General features: G+C 59.3%; 14 protein-coding genes. 9 read left to right on the top strand and 5 right to left on the bottom strand.

Features of this window, described 5'->3' with window-relative positions:
* Position 1 precedes the first annotated feature (1 nt).
* From ACO6TG_RS16600 to ACO6TG_RS16590, 3 genes are read right to left on the bottom strand one after another with little or no spacing between them, the layout of a single operon-like run.
* Entirely contained in the window at positions 2-2413 is a 2412-nt protein-coding gene (locus tag ACO6TG_RS16600) for a SpoIIE family protein phosphatase (RefSeq protein ID WP_422374211.1), read from the bottom strand.
* On the bottom strand, positions 2410-3588 hold the full coding sequence (locus ACO6TG_RS16595; RefSeq protein WP_422374210.1) for a methyltransferase domain-containing protein: 1179 nt from the start codon (positions 3586-3588) through the stop codon (positions 2410-2412). The genes ACO6TG_RS16600 and ACO6TG_RS16595 overlap by 4 nt, the downstream gene beginning before the upstream one ends.
* A complete protein-coding gene (locus ACO6TG_RS16590; RefSeq protein ID WP_422374209.1) occupies positions 3585-4106 on the bottom strand; it encodes a ubiquinone biosynthesis methyltransferase UbiE in 522 nt (173 codons plus the stop codon). Before ACO6TG_RS16590 ends, ACO6TG_RS16595 begins: the two co-directional genes overlap by 4 nt.
* Before the next feature lie 249 nt (positions 4107-4355).
* Here ACO6TG_RS16590 and ACO6TG_RS16585 point away from each other — a divergent pair, with 249 nt between their 5' ends.
* Positions 4356-5282 carry a PP2C family protein-serine/threonine phosphatase gene (locus ACO6TG_RS16585; RefSeq protein ID WP_422374208.1) on the top strand — a complete coding sequence of 309 codons (927 nt, stop codon included), beginning with the start codon at positions 4356-4358 and terminating at the stop codon, positions 5280-5282.
* Positions 5283-5312: 30 nt separating this feature from the next.
* On the opposite strand, the gene ACO6TG_RS16580 is transcribed toward ACO6TG_RS16585, so the two are convergent.
* On the bottom strand, positions 5313-5762 hold the full coding sequence (locus ACO6TG_RS16580) for an ATP-binding protein (RefSeq protein ID WP_422374207.1): 450 nt from the start codon (positions 5760-5762) through the stop codon (positions 5313-5315).
* A gap of 34 nt (positions 5763-5796) precedes the next feature.
* Positions 5797-6162, bottom strand: coding sequence for an STAS domain-containing protein (locus ACO6TG_RS16575; protein ID WP_422374206.1), 366 nt, complete (start codon positions 6160-6162; stop codon positions 5797-5799).
* 220 nt (positions 6163-6382) lie between these two features.
* Between ACO6TG_RS16575 and tssA the strand changes: the two genes are divergently transcribed.
* The 8 genes from tssA to tssJ all read left to right on the top strand — a co-directional run bounded on the left by tssA (position 6383) and on the right by tssJ (position 16322).
* A complete protein-coding gene (gene tssA, locus ACO6TG_RS16570) occupies positions 6383-8074 on the top strand; it encodes a type VI secretion system protein TssA (RefSeq protein WP_422374205.1) in 1692 nt (563 codons plus the stop codon).
* 164 nt (positions 8075-8238) lie between these two features.
* Complete coding sequence (gene tssB / locus ACO6TG_RS16565; RefSeq protein WP_094073358.1) at positions 8239-8757, top strand: type VI secretion system contractile sheath small subunit; 519 nt, start codon at positions 8239-8241, stop codon at positions 8755-8757.
* Between the two features lie 55 nt (positions 8758-8812).
* Positions 8813-10291 carry a type VI secretion system contractile sheath large subunit gene (gene tssC, locus ACO6TG_RS16560; protein ID WP_094073357.1) on the top strand — a complete coding sequence of 493 codons (1479 nt, stop codon included), beginning with the start codon at positions 8813-8815 and terminating at the stop codon, positions 10289-10291.
* A 96-nt stretch (positions 10292-10387) separates the two neighbouring features.
* On the top strand, positions 10388-10801 hold the full coding sequence (gene tssE, locus ACO6TG_RS16555; protein ID WP_422374204.1) for a type VI secretion system baseplate subunit TssE: 414 nt from the start codon (positions 10388-10390) through the stop codon (positions 10799-10801).
* Positions 10802-10835: 34 nt separating this feature from the next.
* Positions 10836-12584 carry a type VI secretion system baseplate subunit TssF gene (tssF, locus tag ACO6TG_RS16550; RefSeq protein ID WP_422374203.1) on the top strand — a complete coding sequence of 583 codons (1749 nt, stop codon included), beginning with the start codon at positions 10836-10838 and terminating at the stop codon, positions 12582-12584.
* Positions 12581-13708 (top strand): type VI secretion system baseplate subunit TssG, encoded by a 1128-nt coding sequence (tssG, locus tag ACO6TG_RS16545; protein WP_422374202.1) that lies wholly within the window; start codon positions 12581-12583, stop codon positions 13706-13708. The genes tssF and tssG overlap by 4 nt, the downstream gene beginning before the upstream one ends.
* Positions 13705-15834, top strand: coding sequence for a type VI secretion system-associated FHA domain protein (locus tag ACO6TG_RS16540; RefSeq protein ID WP_422374201.1), 2130 nt, complete (start codon positions 13705-13707; stop codon positions 15832-15834). Before tssG ends, ACO6TG_RS16540 begins: the two co-directional genes overlap by 4 nt.
* Positions 15831-16322: a type VI secretion system lipoprotein TssJ gene (gene tssJ / locus ACO6TG_RS16535; protein WP_422374200.1), complete on the top strand. Its 492-nt coding sequence runs from the start codon at positions 15831-15833 to the stop codon at positions 16320-16322. The genes ACO6TG_RS16540 and tssJ overlap by 4 nt, the downstream gene beginning before the upstream one ends.
* Positions 16323-16408 lie beyond the last annotated feature (86 nt).

The following is a 16408-nucleotide window of genomic DNA, read 5'->3' as shown; positions in this document are numbered from 1 at the left end:
CCTACCTATGCTTCAAGACAACGAGCGTGATATCGTCAAATACTTTGTAGTCCCCGATATGGGACTTCACATCATTTATGACCGCCTCGGCAATACCCTTGGCCGACTTCTCACGATTATCGTGCGCGCTCTGGCTCAATCGGTCGAGACCATACATCTCGCCCTTGTTGTTTTCCGCTTCCGTGATGCCGTCGGTGTGCAGGATGAGCACATCGTCCGGACCAAAAGCGAGATCCATCGTCGCGACAAACGGAGAAATATCGGCCTCCAGCCCGACCGGGAAGCCCAGATCCATCGTGTCGATCCGTTCGGTGTCGCCATTGGCCCGGATGATCAGAACTTCCTCGTGCTGACCGGACAAGGTGACATTGCCGTCCTCGTAATCCACGAAGGCAAGCGTCAGGTGCTTGTCCGACTTGGTTCGGGTGATGTTCTTGTAGACCGCACGGTTCAGGACATCGAGGAAGGCGATCGGGTCGCGGTCGCCTTTTTCCTGCAATGCGCGGGCGACCGACTGCACCATCAGCATCAGGACGCCGCTCTCCAGGCCGTGGCCGGTCACGTCGCCGATCCCCACCTTGATGCGATCGCCGTCGAACAGTACGTCGTAATAGTCGCCGCCAACCTCGTCCGCCGGCTCCATGAAGGCCGCGATCTCGACCTGCGGAATACCCTCCAGTTCGCTCCGCCGCGGCAGCACCATTTCCTGGATGCGCTTGGCGACGTCCAGTTCGGCGCCCAGACGAAGGTTCTCCGACTTCAGACGCTTGTTGAGCGCGACGATTTCCCGGTTTGCCGTCTCCAGTTTGGAGGTCCGCTCCTCGACGAGGTTTTCCAGGTTTTCCGTGTGGTAGCTGATTTCCTCGGCCATGTTGTTGAAGGCCAGCCCCACGGCTGCGACCTCGTCGCGGGTCGGGATGGCAACCCGGACCGAATAGTCCTTGCGCTGAAGCGCCCGTGCAGCACTTGCAAGTTCGGACAGGCCCTTGGTGATCCGTCCCGACACGGCATAGACCGCCAAGGTCACGATCACGAGACTGATGAGCAGGGCCGCGATCTGCCAGTAGACAATCCGTTCCGTCGCCTCGGAAAGCTCCTGGCGAACCTCTTCGAGCGGGGCATAGATCTCGTCGGTCGCGACCATGAAGCCAAGCGTCAGGTTTTCCGCGACAATCGTCTCACCGTCCCAGAGATTGATCGGCGCCAGCTCTTTCAGGACGACTATATAGCCTTCGTTGACCGCACCGTCGCCGCCGTGTTGTTCCGGCCCGAGCTCGATCGTGTCGACAACCGTTCCGGTGTCATGCGGCAGCTGCATGTTGGCAACTGCGGGAAACCGGCTTTGGGCAAGATACCTGTTGATCCCCGTCACGCCCTGGCCTTCGCCGCCAACGGACACAAGGCCGAGCGCTTGTGCACCTGCCTCGCTCACCGCCAGCACGTTGCCGTTTGAAGAGGTCAGGAACCCGAAACCCGTCTCGGCGATCTTGACGTTTTCAACGAGGCTGGACAGCTGATCGAGCGTGATGTCGACGGCTGTCATGCCGGCAACGTCGGTCCGTTCTTCGTTCCAGAGCGGATAGAAGAAGCTGACGATCTTGGCGCCGGTAATCGCGTCGATATAGGGCGCGGTGCCGACAATGTCCCGAGGCACCGGCCGATTGGCGGGATCAGCCAGCCAGCTCTGCCAGCCTTCATAGACGCCCGGGAAAAAGAAATCCCAGAAATTGTCTTCGTTGTGACCCGGGTAAAGCTTGTCGAACGTCTGCGCCTGCTCCGTATAGGGGGTCGTGCGCATGATCGGCCGGTCTTTCGGACCGACATAATAAAGCTGCAGCTTGGGCGAGCCCGTCTTCATCATGCCGGGCGCGATCAGATTGAAAGCGGAACTGTCCGCGATCTGGTCAGCCACCTCCGGCAGCGGATTGCCTTCGTCATCCAGAAGATAGCCCCAGACGCTGACGACTGACTCTCCGGGAGAGTTCTGCGACCAGCCGGCCTCGGGATTGTAAACCAGCTTGTCGCCGAGCTTGGGGTCTTCTTCCACCACAAGACCGACCCGGTTACCGGTGTTGGGATTGTCGATCAGGGTCTGCATGGAGGAGCCGAGCGCCTCCACTTCCGAGAACACCTGGTCCAGCAACAACTCGGTCCGCAGGCCGGTGGTTTCGATATAGGTGCGCAGATATTCTTCCGTCGCATCCGTCAGACCGGTTTCCACCTTCTGGGTGGCATCCTTGGACAGGCGCTGCACGTTCCAGATGGCAACACCGCCGGCCAGCATCAGGTCGAACAGCACGGCCGCACTGACGACCGCAATGAACTTGGCCCGGAAACTGTGCCTGGAGAACCGGCCGATCCGTTCGGGTGCCTGCTCCTGAGGCGGTTCTGAGTTGACGTGCGTTACACTCATTTCGGTTTCCGTCCCGAGGCGACCCAAATCGGCCAGCCCGCATATCCCTTGGGATGCAGCGCTGCGAAAATGTGGTCCTGAAAGCCCTGGCGGAACTCACGGATCTGGTCTTCGCTGTCGCCGCGATCCACCGCCATTTTTCCTGCATAGACATCTTCCCAGGATTGGACGATGTCTGCGAAATCCTGGGGATTCCCGTCCAGATTGGTCACCATGAAGGATTCCATCTGGATGTCTTCCAAGCCGGCCTCGATGAGATATCGGCGGCTTTTCGGGCCCAGTTCGATGTCCATGTTGAAATGGGCCCAGAGCCGGGCCACTTCCGTGTAGGTCTTCTGGATCGACTCGGACCTCGGCTCACCCAGGCAATGCGAGTTTTTCTCGTTGGTAATGTAGATCCGGCCGCCCGGCTTACAGATCCGCATCAACTCCTTCAGGATCAGCTCCGGCCGGTCAAAAACCTGCAGGGAATGGCGGCAGGTGACAAAATCGAACTGATCGCTTTCCAGGAGCATGTCAGACGCGTCGCCGAACACATAGTCGATGCCGCGCACACCGAAATCGGCCGCCACCTTGCGCGCGTAATCCAGGCTGGAACGGCTGTGATCAAGGGCAACGATGCGGTCGGGCTTGTATTCCTTTTGCATCAGCACCGCGAAGTCACCGATACCGCAGCAGATATCCGCAACCTGCATGCCCGGCTCCAGGCCGTGCCGTGCCAGGATGGTGCGCTCATGGCGCCAGGTCAGTTTTGTCTGTGTCCTGAGGATCGGAATGAAACCGCCTTCTTCCAGGAACGTCTGCCCGGGGTAGAATTCACTGTCATATTCACTGACCGTGACCTTGTCCGACATCGTCTCCAGAACAGCGAATTTCCGGGTCGCCCAGCCGACGACGCTTGACGTCGTCACATGGACCTTCAGATCAGGCCGGGCCCGCACGAGGTCGAGAATCTTGCAGCCGATTGCATGGAAAGCGACGTTGTTCATGCGCACGAGACGACGCACGTTGACATAGAAAAGGCCACTGACGCTGGCGACAGATTGTTCAAGTGCCGCGATACAGTTGTGCAGCTCATCGGCGCGCTGCGGCCTCAGGCTGCCATGCAACGAGAACTCCTGATCGTTCTCGTTGTAGGTCCACTGAAACGCCTGGGTCATGTTGTCCGCTATCATTCTTTTTCTTCCTCAAGCGCAAGATCAGCAACCAGACGCATCCGTCCGTCTTCGCATCTCTCGACGGCCAACCGTGCCCCATAATCCACGCACAGCTCCAGAAGGCCCAGGCTCGCCTCCGGCTCTCCATCGGCAAACAAAGCTTCCAGATAGAGGGCTTCCGCGTTTTCGCCACCCGCCTTGTCAATCGCATCACGGTAAATGCCGAAGGTGGCATCATCCGCTGGAAATGTCAGCACGATCCGGTCAAGACGGCCCTGGCGCTGAACCGCACATTCCAGCTTGCCGTCATCGCCATGCGTGCGATAGACGGCCTCCAGAAGCTCGTTCAGAGCCGAGGAGTACAGGTTGGAAAACAGCAGCGAATCCAGCCGGTTATGACTTACCATGCGGGCGACGTACCCGGACATGAGATCGCAATGCGTCCAGTCGGAGCAGAAGTCCTTGATATCCAGGTCCAGGTGAATCATCTGAGGCAAATCGGAATTGGGTGACAAACCTTCAGCAGCTGCCTGCATTTCTATTCCCCCGTTGGCGTAATCCATCGCACCTTGGTTGCGGTGTCCCACAGTAATACAAAGAATACGGAGATTGCGGCCGATATCACTCGTGTCATCGATATTTCATGTATTTAACAATACGGTGTCGCTCATTAACAAGATTATATCAACAGCGATTGCCGCATTGTTTTGCGTTGCATTAAGTTGCACACCCATTCTTAATCTTGGGTTTCCTCCGCGCGCCCGTAAGGGCATCATGAGCACACCATGACCAATAACAACACATTCGGCGCGGCAGCAGCCGCGCAAAACGCCGACGAGGACCTTGCCAATGTGCGCAAGGAACTTGAAGACCTGCGTGCCGAACACGAGGACCTCAAGCTTCTCTATGAGGCCACGATCGAACACGGCGAAGCTGTGGAAGACCAGCTGGCGGAGTACAACATCCTGCTGCAGCGGACGCAGGAGCGGCTTGAGTCAGAACTGCGCGACGCCGGCAATTATGTGCATTCCATACTACCCCACAAGCGTCCGGCCGCCCCGCAGGCCGACTGGCTGCTGGTGCCGTCGACCGAACTGGGCGGCGATTCCTTCGGCTACCACGACCTGGATGACGATCATTTCGTGATCTACCTGATCGATGTGTGTGGCCACGGGGTCGGTGCCGCGCTGTTGTCGGTTGCCATCATCAACGTGCTGCGCGCCAATGCCCTGGCCGGAGCGGATTTCCGCAATCCTTCGGATGTGCTGGCCAAACTCAACAATGCCTTTCCCATGGAACGGCAGAACAACATGTTCTTCACGATCTGGTACGGCGTTTTCGAACGCTCGTCAGACATTCTGTCTTATGCTTCCGGTGGGCACCCCGCGGCCATTCACCTGCGCCCCGCGGGAGACCAACTCGAGGTGACCAGCCTTGGAACGCCCGACGGCATGGTGATTGGCGCCATGGAGGACATGCCCTTCGACGGCGGCACGTATCAGATGCAACCCGGTGACAAACTCCTCGTCATCAGTGACGGAACTTATGAGATTGAAGACGAAACCGGCGCAACACTGACCTGGGCGCAGCTCGCCGACAAGGCCCGCTCCTGTGAGGCCCCCATACCGCAGGCGATCTATGACTGGCTTTCGGGGTTTCAGAAAGACGCACCGCTGCCCGACGACTTTTCAATGATGGAATTCACGTTCTAGGGGCCAGCCGAACGTGAGGATGGGTCAGGCTCATTCCGCCTCGCCGTCATGGTCGAGGGCGATGAGGATGACCGTGCGGTTGGTATCGCCCTCACGCTCATGACTGACCTTCTTGGCCAGTTGGTGCACCAGGAACAGGCCCAGACCCCCGATATCCCTGTCCTCCACGCTCGCTTCGATATCCGGGTCCCCCGCCACCTCACTGTCGAAGGGAACAGCCTTGTCTATCAACATCAGCTCGACATGGTCCGGACCAAGCCTGACGGAAACTCCAATCTCGTCCTCATCGCCATCCGGATATCCATAGGAGACAGTGTTGCTGAAAAGCTCCTCGACAATCAGCAAGAGCGTCCGGCGCACAGGGTCCGGCAAGTCGGTCGCAGCAGCGAACGCTTCCAGCGCCGCATAGACCGCTGGCAGATCCGCCAGGTCGTTCCGAACCGTTGCTGTTTCGGCATGGGCCACGTTCAGATGCCTCATGGGTCGAGTGTCAGCGGACAAGGCAAAAGACCGCTCAGCCCGCTTGTCCTGCGAATTCCATTGCCGCATCAAGCGTGTCCTGAACGGTCAGGATTTTCAGGAAACCGGAGATTTTCAGCACATCCAGCACGGACGGGTTCACCTGAAACAGAACCAGCTTGTCCCCGGAGGGGGCCAGCAGCTTGGCGATGATGAGAAGGGACCTCAGTCCGAAACTCGTGACGTAGTCGACTTTTTCCATATCGACCAGAAGCGTGCCGGCCTTCTGGTCGACCAGGTCCTTCAGGTAGGCTTCAAAGGACTTTGCGCTGATCGTGTCGAGTTTTCCCACCGGCCGCACGATCGTAAAGGTGCCGTCGGTTTCGTGGTCGATCGTGATGTCTGCAGCTTCTGCGGTCATGGCAAGGTCCCGGATAGGCACAGGTGCGTTGATGGCGGAAATACACCGTGCTCAGTATGAATTACGCGAATCGGCTTGTAGATGACTAAAATCGTTCTGAATCCTGTACATTTTATAAAGCTGTCACACCTGAAACGCTACGGGATTGCGAATCAGTTTAGATATCGGTTCACAGTGATCGGATACCGTCACACCCGTCCCCTCGATCCGGAGTGCCCTGATGGCCGACGAAGACCCATTGGCAACGCTCGACGACCCCAGAGCAGAGGTCGGCAAGGCCGCGCTGGAAAACCCCGACGCTCAGGAAGAGTTTCGCGATTCCCCTGAGTTTGAGGAACTGGAAGCCGAGTTCCGCAAACTGGAAACAGGCGGCCCGAACGCGGTCAACTGGAAGCAGCTCAACGACGAGACGGTCAAGGTTCTGCAGACAACTTCCAAAGATCTTGTGCTGGCGACACGCCTTGCATTCGGGCTGTTTGTCGAGGAAGGCTACGCTGGACTGGCGACCGGGCTGGTGATCTTGCGGGACCTGACCGAAACCCACTGGGAGACCATGGTTCCGCCCTTGCGCCGCGAACGCGGCCGCGCAGGAGCCTATGACTGGCTTGCGGAAAAACTCGCCCCGATGGTCGAGGCAAAAAATCCCGAAGGCAGTTACAACGGCGAAATCTACATTGCCCACGACGCGCTTCTGGAACTGGACAATGCTCTTGAACAGAAGATGACAAAGTCGCAGGTGGCCCTGGGCCCGCTGGTCAGGGCGCTGCGCCCCTATGCCAGGGATGCCAAGGCCGCCCTGGAAGAAGCCAGGAAAGCTGCGGAGGCTGCAGCTGCTGCCCCTGCCGAGGCAGAAACGCCGGCCGCCGAGACCGCCACGACCGAAGCATCACCGGCCGCCCCTGCCGAGCCGCCCACACCGGCCCCTGCGCCGCAAGCCGCCGCCCCCGCGCCCAAGCCTGCGGCCGCTCCTGCGGCACCCGTAGCGGAAATCGCGGTCGATACGACCAACACGACAGCGGCCATGCAGGCGGTCCTGAATGCAGCTTCCAAGGCGGCCACGGCCATCCGACAGCAAGCCCCGGCAGATGCACGGGGTTACTATGCCGCCCGGTTTGCCCTTTGGGGTCGGGTCCAGGAGCTCCCGCCGAGCAATGACGGCAAGACCGCGCTGCCTCCCCCCCAGAAGGCAAAGGTCACGGAACTGGCCGCGCTCAAGGGGGCGGGCAACAATGAAGGCCTGATCAAGTCTGCCGAATCAGCCTTTGTGGCTTCGCCCTTCTGGCTGGATGCGCAATTTCACCTTGCATCGGCCATGGAGGCGGCCGGAGAGAGCTATGACGCGGCCAGACGGCTCGTGATCGGCGAGTTGTCCTCTTTCACAAAACGGTTTCCGAATGTTTCTGACCTGTCTTTCAGTGACGGCACCCCGTTTGCCAGTGTCGAGACGAAAGACTGGATCAGCGCGGAGGTCAGCGCAGGCGGCTCGGGAGGCGGCGGCGGAGGCAGTTCGGAACTGGACCGGGCCTTTTCCGAGGCCGTGCAGCTGGCTCTGGCCGGCAAGACCATGGCGGGCCTTGCCTCGTTGAAAAGCTTTCTTTCGGCACGCGGGTCGGGCCGCGACTGGTTTCAAACCCAGTTGAAAATCGGCGAATTTTGCTTGCAATTTGAATTGATTCAGCCGCTTTTTGCACTGCTCAGTTCGCTGCGGACTATCGCAGCGGAACGCGATCTGGCACACTGGGACCCGGAGCTTGCGGTCGCGCTTGCGCGGCTCTCGTGGCAGAGCCTTGGGCATAAAAATGCGAAACAGTTCCTGCCGGACGCTGACGCTTTGCAGGTAAGGGCCAGCGTGATGGAGACGCTTTCGCTGCTGGACGTCGGTGCTGCAGCAGAGCTAACGGGTCGAAAGTAGTCTTAACGTATCCTTAAGTTGATGCACCAAAATTCTCAGCCATCTAAACAGAACTGACACAGAGTCAAAGTAGGAACTGAACGGGAATCAACTGATCTCGAGGCCATGAGCGCAAACAGGTTTCTACCCAGCGCTTTTTAGCCGGTCTGACCACGGGGGACATTATGTCAAAAGAAGCTACGGTCGCACCCAAGGAACGGGTGAACATCAAATACAAGCCGGCAACAGGTGATGCCAAAGAGGAAGTCGAGCTGCCGCTGAAAATGGTCATGCTCGGCGACTACACCTTGCGCCCAGATGACACGCCGGTCGAAGACCGCACGCTCATCAACATCAACAAGGACAATTTCAACGAGGTCATGAAAAGCCATGATCTCAAGCTGGATCTGGCAACGGAAAACAAGCTGGTCGAGCCCGAGGAAGGCGAAGAAGCGAGCAACCTGTCGGTGTCGCTGAATTTCCAGAACCTGAGCGATTTCACACCGGAATCGATCGTTCGTCAGACGCCGGAACTCAACAAGCTGCTGGAACTCCGCGAGGCGCTGGTCGCTCTCAAGGGCCCGCTGGGCAACGTTCCGGCGTTCCGGAAAGCCATTCAGGGCGTTCTGGGCGACGAAGCGGCGCGGGACAAGCTTCTGGCCGAGCTGACAAACGCGACCGGCGGCGAAGACAAGTCCGAGTGACGGTCCACAGGACCCTTGCCGCCTATTCCGATTTTCTAGCTGACGAGATTGAAACATGACAGACACAGACGCACAGCAAGGCGCGGCCCAGACCGAAGAGCTCGACGCGTCCCTTCTGGATCAGATCCTTCAGGAGACCAAGCTCACGCCCGCCGACGAAGGCTATGACGTTGCCCGCAAAGGCGTGGCCGCTTTCATTTCCGAGCTGCTCAAGCCGTCGGCCGATGGTCAGGTCAACGGTGCTGCCGTCGACATGATGATCGCCGAAATCGATCAGAAACTGTCCAAGCAGGTTGACCAGATCCTGCATCACGACGATTTCAAGAAACTGGAATCAGCGTGGCGCAGCCTGAAGTTCGTGATCGACCGGACCGATTTCCGCCAGAACATCAAAGTCGAGATGATGAGCGTCTCGAAAGACGAGCTTCTGGAAGATTTCGAAGACAGCCCGGAAGTCGTCAAATCCGGTCTCTACAAGCACATCTACACCGCTGAATATGGCCAGTTCGGCGGCCAGCCGGTCGGTGCTGTTGTCACCAACTACGATTTCGGTCCGAATGCACCGGATATCAAGCTGGCTCAGTATTGCGCCAGCGTTGGCTCCATGTCCCATGCGCCGTTCATCGCGGCTGCGGCACCGTCCATGTTCGGTGTGGACAGTTTCGAAGAGATTCCGAACCTGAAGGACATGGAATCCATCTTCGAGGGTCCGAAATACGCCAAGTGGAATTCCTTCCGCGAATCGGAAGACAGCCGCTATTTCGCCCTGGCCATGCCCCGCTTCATGCTGCGCACGCCCTACGGTCCGGAAACCGCTCCGGTCAAGGCGTTCAACTATGAAGAGGAAGCCGAGGGCAAGAGCGACAACTACCTGTGGGGCAATGCCTCCTTCGCTCTGGCAACCAAGCTGACCGACAGTTTCGCCAAGTACCGCTGGTGCCCGAACATCATTGGCCCGCAATCCGGCGGTGCCGTCGAGGACCTGCCGGTGCACACGTTCGAATCCATGGGCCAGCTGCAGTCCAAGATCCCGACGGAAGTCCTGGTGTCCGACCGCAAGGAATACGAGCTGGCCGAGCAGGGCTTCATCTCGCTGACCATGCGCAAGGGCAGTGACAATGCTGCGTTCTTCTCTGCCAACTCGGTGCAGAAGCCGAAATTCTTCGGCAACTCGCCGGAAGGCAAGGATGCGGAACTGAACTACAAGCTGGGCACCCAGCTGCCTTACATGATGATCATCAACCGCCTGGCGCATTACATCAAGGTGCTGCAGCGCGAGAACATCGGCAGCTGGAAGGACCGCGGCGAGCTGGAATCCGAGCTCAACAAGTGGATCCGGCAGTATGTCTCCGACCAGGACAACCCGTCCGCCGACGTGCGCTCGCGCCGGCCGCTCCGCAAGGCCGAAATCAACGTTTCGGATGTTGAGGGCGAACCGGGCTGGTACAGCGTTTCCATGGCCGTGCAGCCGCACTTCAAATATATGGGCGCGGACTTCACGCTGTCCCTGAAGGGCAAGCTGGACAAGTCCTGATCCTGACCGGATCACGGAAACGAAACTCTGACAGGTGCCGGCCGGGAATTTTCTCGGAACCGGCACTTGTTCTGCTCAGATGGGGAGCCTTGCCGGATGGCTGTAAGCCTGTTCCAGCGACTTGAGAACGACGTCACCGGCACGCACTACCGGAATGTCGACGAATTCGAGGCCGCGGTCCTGGAAAGCGTGCTGGAAGACCTGCGCATTCTGCTCAACAGCACCGCAGGCTGCTGCGAGACCTGCCCGGATTTCGGACTGACCGACTTCAACTCGATCTCCCGCTCTCATCAGGACACGGCGACCGAAATCTGCCGCAACATCGAGCGCCAGATCCGGGATTACGAACCGAGACTGCGCAATCCGATCGTGCGTGCCGTCGAGGACACCGAACGGCCGCTTGACTTCATCTTCAACGTGGAAGCGGAGCTCGACCTGGGTGGCAGCCGCAAACGGATCCGTTTCGATTCCATTCTCGACAACAGTGGACAGATCAGGGTCAGTGCGTGATCCGCACTGACGGCACCAAGGGCACATAGCGGGCATGGCGATCAATTCCTATTATCGCGACGAACTGAATTATCTGAAGGAAATGGGCCGGGTATTTGCCAAGGCCAACCCGCGCCTGTCGAAATTCCTGTCCGAAGATCCGCTTGACCCGGATGTCGAGCGGTTGATGGAAGGCTTTGCGTTTCTGGTCGGGCGCCTGCGGCAGCGCCTTGACGCGGAAATGCCGGAAGTCGCGCTCAATCTCCTGAAACTTGTCTGGCCGCATTATCTGAGACCCGTGCCGCCGATCACGCATGTCACGTTCAAGCCGGTTGCCGAATCCTCGGAGCTGTCGACCGTCGTACCGCGCGGAACCTTCGTCCAGACAAGTCCGCTTGATGGCACGGCCGTCAAGTTTCAGACCCGGTGCGACTTGACTGTTTTGCCGATCGAACTGGCGTCTTCGGACCTGGAAAACCGGCGCGACAGTTCCAAGCTGACCCTCGGGTTCCGGAAAGTAGCCGGAAACAATCTGAAAGCCTTGGCGGAAGCCCCCCTGCAGCTGTTTCTGGGGGCAAGCAACGACGTCAACATGGCCCGGCAGCTTTACCTGCAGCTGTGCGACCGGCTTGCGTCGGTGGATTTCATACCGGCAAAGGGCCAACCCATTCGCTCTGCCATCCGCGTCGAACCGATCGGCTTTGCCCGCGATCAGGCCACGTTGCCCTATCCGGACGGGTCCTTCGACGGCTTCCGCATCATGCAGGAGTATTTCGCCTGCCCGGACAAGTTCATGTATGTGCGTCTGCATGGGCTGGAGGCTTTTGCGGACCAGCCCGTTGACGAATTTGAGCTGGTCTTCAATTTCCGGCAGAAATTCGTCAACCAGGACCGCATCACAAGGGATGCCATTGCCCTCAATACAGTTCCGGTCATCAACCTGTTCGAAACCGAAGGACAGGCGCTTCACGTTGCCCATGACCGGACGGAATATCCGGTGCGCGCCTCCGGCAACCGCTCGATGTTCAGCGTGCATCATGTCACCGGCGTCACTGGCTGGGTGCAGGGATCGAACCGGAAGATCAATTATCAGGCCTTTGAAACCTTTTCCCACGACAGTGCGTCGCAAGAAGAGGACAAGCTGTATTACCGGACCGGAATTCGCCCGTCGGTGCTTGGAAACGGGGTCGATCACTATGTTTCCTTCGTCACCCGGCTGAATGAAACCGGCCTGCCGCCAACGGAAACCGTTTCGCTGCAGCTTCTGTGTTCCAACGGCGAGCATGCCTCCCGGTTCGGGCTTGGTACGGTCAATCAACCGACCTCCTCCACGCCGGCCAAGCTGGAATTCCGCAACATCACGCCGATCCTGTCCGAAGTTCCGCCTCCGCTCGACAATCAGGTGCTGTGGACCCTGATCGCCAACCTGTCGCGCAACTATGCTTCGCTGATCGATGTGGAGGCCCTGAAAACCGTCGTCGGTGCCTATGATTTCAGAGCCTATGTCGACAAGCAGGCTTCACTGCAGCGGGAGCTGCTGCTGCAGAACTTCCAGAAATTCGAGCGGCGCGCCGTCGATATCTTCCGGCATGGGCGACCGACGAGAGCCTACGAGATCGTGTTGTCGCTTTCCGAGACCGCCCTTGGCGGCGAAGCCGAGATCTACCTTTTTGGTACGGTGCTTGACCGGTTCCTGAAGTCCTATGCCAGCATCAACAGCCTGCACCAGCTGACCGTGATCGGAACGGATGCCAATGTCATTCACCGGTGGAAGCCGTCCTCAGGGGATGCGCATCTGGTATGAGCGACGAAGCCCACCCGACCCCGGATCAGCCTTCCCCGGACGCAGCGCTTGTCGACAAGCTGTCGCGCACGCAGTTTTTTCAGGCGCTTTACCTGATCAGCCTGCTGCATCCCGAGGTCCGCAAGATGGGGCCGGGTCACGACCCTGAGCAGGAAGTGCTGCGTTTTCGCGCCACCCGGTCGCTCAGCTTCGGTCCGAGCGACGTTTCCAGCATAGATTATGACGAAGCGACGGGACGCTATGACGTAAGGGTCAATTTCTTCGGCCTTTACGGACCGGCGTCGCCGCTGCCACCCTATGTGACGGAACGCATCATCGAGCGCGACGAGACGCCATCGTCGCTGGAAGACCTTCTTGACCTGTTCAACCACCGGTTCATCACCCTGCTCTACAGCATGTGGCAGAAGTCCCGGCATTTCGTGCGTTTCGAGGAACACGGACTGGATGCCACGTCCCAGTGTTTCCTGGCCTTGTGCGGCTTCCCGGTCGATGACCGGACGGAGCTCGGCAAGGTGCCGCGCACGGCCATCCTGCCCCATGTCGGGCTGATGTCGCATTATTCGAATTCGCCGGACGCCATAGCCGCCATGCTGTCCAGCTATTTCGACCTGCCTTTCGAGATCATCGAATTTGTCTCGCGCACCGTCGACATCCCGCCTGAGTCCCGGATGGAACTCGGCATCGAGAACACACTGCTGGGCGGCGACATGGTGCTGGGTGAGCAGGTTGAAGACGATCTTGGCAAGTTTCGCCTGCGGATCGGCCCGGCGCCTTACGACATTTTGCAGAATTTCCTGCCTGGCGGTGCGAATCACGGTGTGCTGGTCGACCTGCTGGCCATGATTGTGCGCGATCCGATCGACTGGGACCTGGAATTCAGCTACCAGCAGGAGACGATTGAGGCCGGTCAGTTGGGTTCAGCAAGATTGGGAAACAATCTTTGGCTTTCAGATGGTGAAAACGGCAAACTTGAAAACAATGTCCACTTGGCGCCGGCGCAGCCAAGCGGTACCGTCCCTGATGAAAATCAGGTATTTGTAACACCGGTGGATTTGGGCGGCCTTGCCGGTGCTTCTGTTGTTGAAGCGGCGGCGTCCTCAGGCAAGACATCAGTTTCGGCATGACGGCTTCGTTAATCCTAGTTTGTGAGGCGATCGGGTCCCGGCACCAGTTCGGACCAGGGGGCGGTGCGTTCGGCCGGTCGCGCAAATGCGACTGGGTTCTGCCGGACCAGGACCGGCATCTGTCGTCCGTTCATGCCCGCATCGTCTACCAGAACGATACATTTATCCTGGTCGACGAAAGCACCAACGGCACCTTTCTGGAGGGGCAGTCCGCAGCGATCGGCCGTGGCAAGGCGGTCAGCCTGTCCGCCGGCATGACACTGCTGGCGGGCCCCTACCAGATCCGGGTAGAGAGCGCCGAAAGCAGTCCGGCCACCAGCACAAACCCCTTTTCCGGGACGCAAGGGACCGCTTCAAACCGTTCGACGGGAATGGCGACACCGTTGAGGATTGATACCTCCGGGGCAAGCCTGCCGCAGAACACATCGCTGGACCCGCTCGATCACCTCGGTGGCGCGCCGGAAACGCTGACACCGGTGGCAACGGTTCAGACACCGCAAAACGTCATTCCGGAACCCGTTGCCTTTTCCGCGCCGGCAGGTGCGGTATCGGCACACGAGACAACCAGGTTCCAGGGGGGGCCGGCCGCCTCCCATCCTGCTGTGTCGCAACCGCAGATGCCGGTGGACACAACCACGGTGATGCCTTCGCCCGTGCAAGAGGCTGCCGTCCCGCCGGTTGAGACGAACCCGGCCGTCTCGACGCCTGTTCAGGCTGCCCCTCAAACACCGGCCGCCACGCCTTCCACCACGGCAGCGTCCGCAGGCGCAGCCGTTTCGCCACCTCCCTCCCAACCAACCAGTTCCGGCAATCTTATCCCGGAAGACTTCCTGGCCGGTCTGGGAACAGCGCCGACGGAAAGCCAACCGGCACCGTCCGTACAACCATCAACCGGCCTGCCGGACCTGTCGGGGCTGATGCCAACACCATCGGCAGGTGCCAGTCCGCCGGCCGCTCAAGGGCAAACGCCCGCCTCGACCATTCCCGACAACATCGATTTTGGCCTTGGCGCTCCGGTTTCCGGCAGCAAACCGGCAACCGGCACCACTCAGAACGCAGCCTCGCCCGTCACGGCGGCACCTGCGTCGAGTCCCGTTCAGCCTCCTCTGCCGACATCCGGTGCGGTGGTGACGCCAGCCGGAGCGGCACCTGCAACACCAACGCCGTCTTCAGGAGCTGCGCTCAACCCGCTTGACGCCTTGAAAAAGCGCCGGGCGCAGCGCGAGGCAGAGCTGGCACAAAAGGCAAAATCCCGCGCCGATTCGTCACTTGCTGGCAAAAGGGCGGGGACTGTTCCGCCTGCCCTGAAACCCGCCTCTCCTGTCGCACCGGTCACACCGCCTGTCGTGCTTCCGAACATGCCGGCCGCAACGCCGGTGTCCTCGCCTCACGTGAGCTCCTCAACTTCCACGCCGCAACCGTCCGCAACGCAGGTGTCCAACACCCCGGCAACAGGCACTCCCGCTGGAACAGCCTCACCTGCAGCCGCAGCCACGCCGGGTGCCGCAGATACACAGATCAGTCCGGAAGTCTTTGAAGCGCTGCTGTCGGGCCTGGGATTTTCCGATGCCGACGTGCCTCCGGAGGAACAGGCGGAGATTGCCAAGGCTTCAGGAGAAATGGTGCGTGAGCTCGCCAACGGTCTGATCGCTCTGTTGAAGGCAAGGAAGACGCTTAAAACCGAGTTCCGGATGTACGAAACCCGCATCCAGCCGGAAGAAAACAACCCCTTCAAGCATTTTAACGTTGGTGAGCTGGCCATCGACGAGATGCTGTTTGCCCGCAAAGGCGGCTTCCTGGCGCCACCCGAGGCAGCCCGGGAGGCATTCAAGGACCTGCAGAGCCACACCATGCTGACGGTGGCCGCAACGCAGCGCGCCATGCGGCTCCTGTTCGAGAGCCTGTCGCCGGAAACCCTGGCGGGGGAAGAAGACGACGGTGGCCTTCGCTTGCGCGGCCTTGGCTCCAAACGCGGCAAGTTTGAAGCGGCCAAGGAACGTCACGACAAGCTGCGGGCAGACTTCGACGCGGTGGTCCGACAGACCATTGCGGAAGCTTTTGTCCAGGTCGAGGAAGAACAGGCGCGCCAGCAGTCCAAATCATTCTGGGAGAACAGAAAAAAATGAGAATATCCCGGCGGCATTTTCTTGAAGTTTCGGGCCTGGGCCTGCTGGCAAGCCTCGCGGCCTGCTCAAGAACGCCTCCGCCGACCCCGATCAAGGTTCAGCTGCAGGCAGACGAATACACCAACCCGAACGAAAACGGCGAGCCTTCACCTGTCGTCGTGCGCGTCTACCAGCTGAAGGAAGTGACCGCCTTTCAGAATGCCGAGTATTTCGACCTTGCCGACAATGACAAGAAGGTTCTGGGCGGGGACCTGATCGGCGTCCAGGAATACGAAATGACCCCCGGCAAAAGCCAAGACTACAACCGGGATGTCTCTTCCGAGGCAACCCATATCGGTGTCATTGCAAGTTTCAGGGACATTGAGTCCGCTCAGTGGCGTGACACGATCGAACTGCAGCAAGAAAAGAAGAACGAGTTTGTCATTTATCTGACAAGTCTTGCCGTACGAATACAGAAGCTTCGCAACCGGCGGCTCGGTGTATTCTAACGGCAATAACGTCACCACGGCTTGCAAGATCGAAAATTGTGCTACCAATTGCGATGCAATTGGCAGATTGCAGTGGATGCCGAATG

It is taken from the genome of Roseibium sp. (genome assembly GCF_965233565.1).
Classification (GTDB): Bacteria; Pseudomonadota; Alphaproteobacteria; order Rhizobiales; family Stappiaceae; genus Roseibium.
The sequence above is the reverse complement of the archived record's forward strand: the minus strand, read 5'-3'. Positions and strand labels throughout refer to the sequence as shown.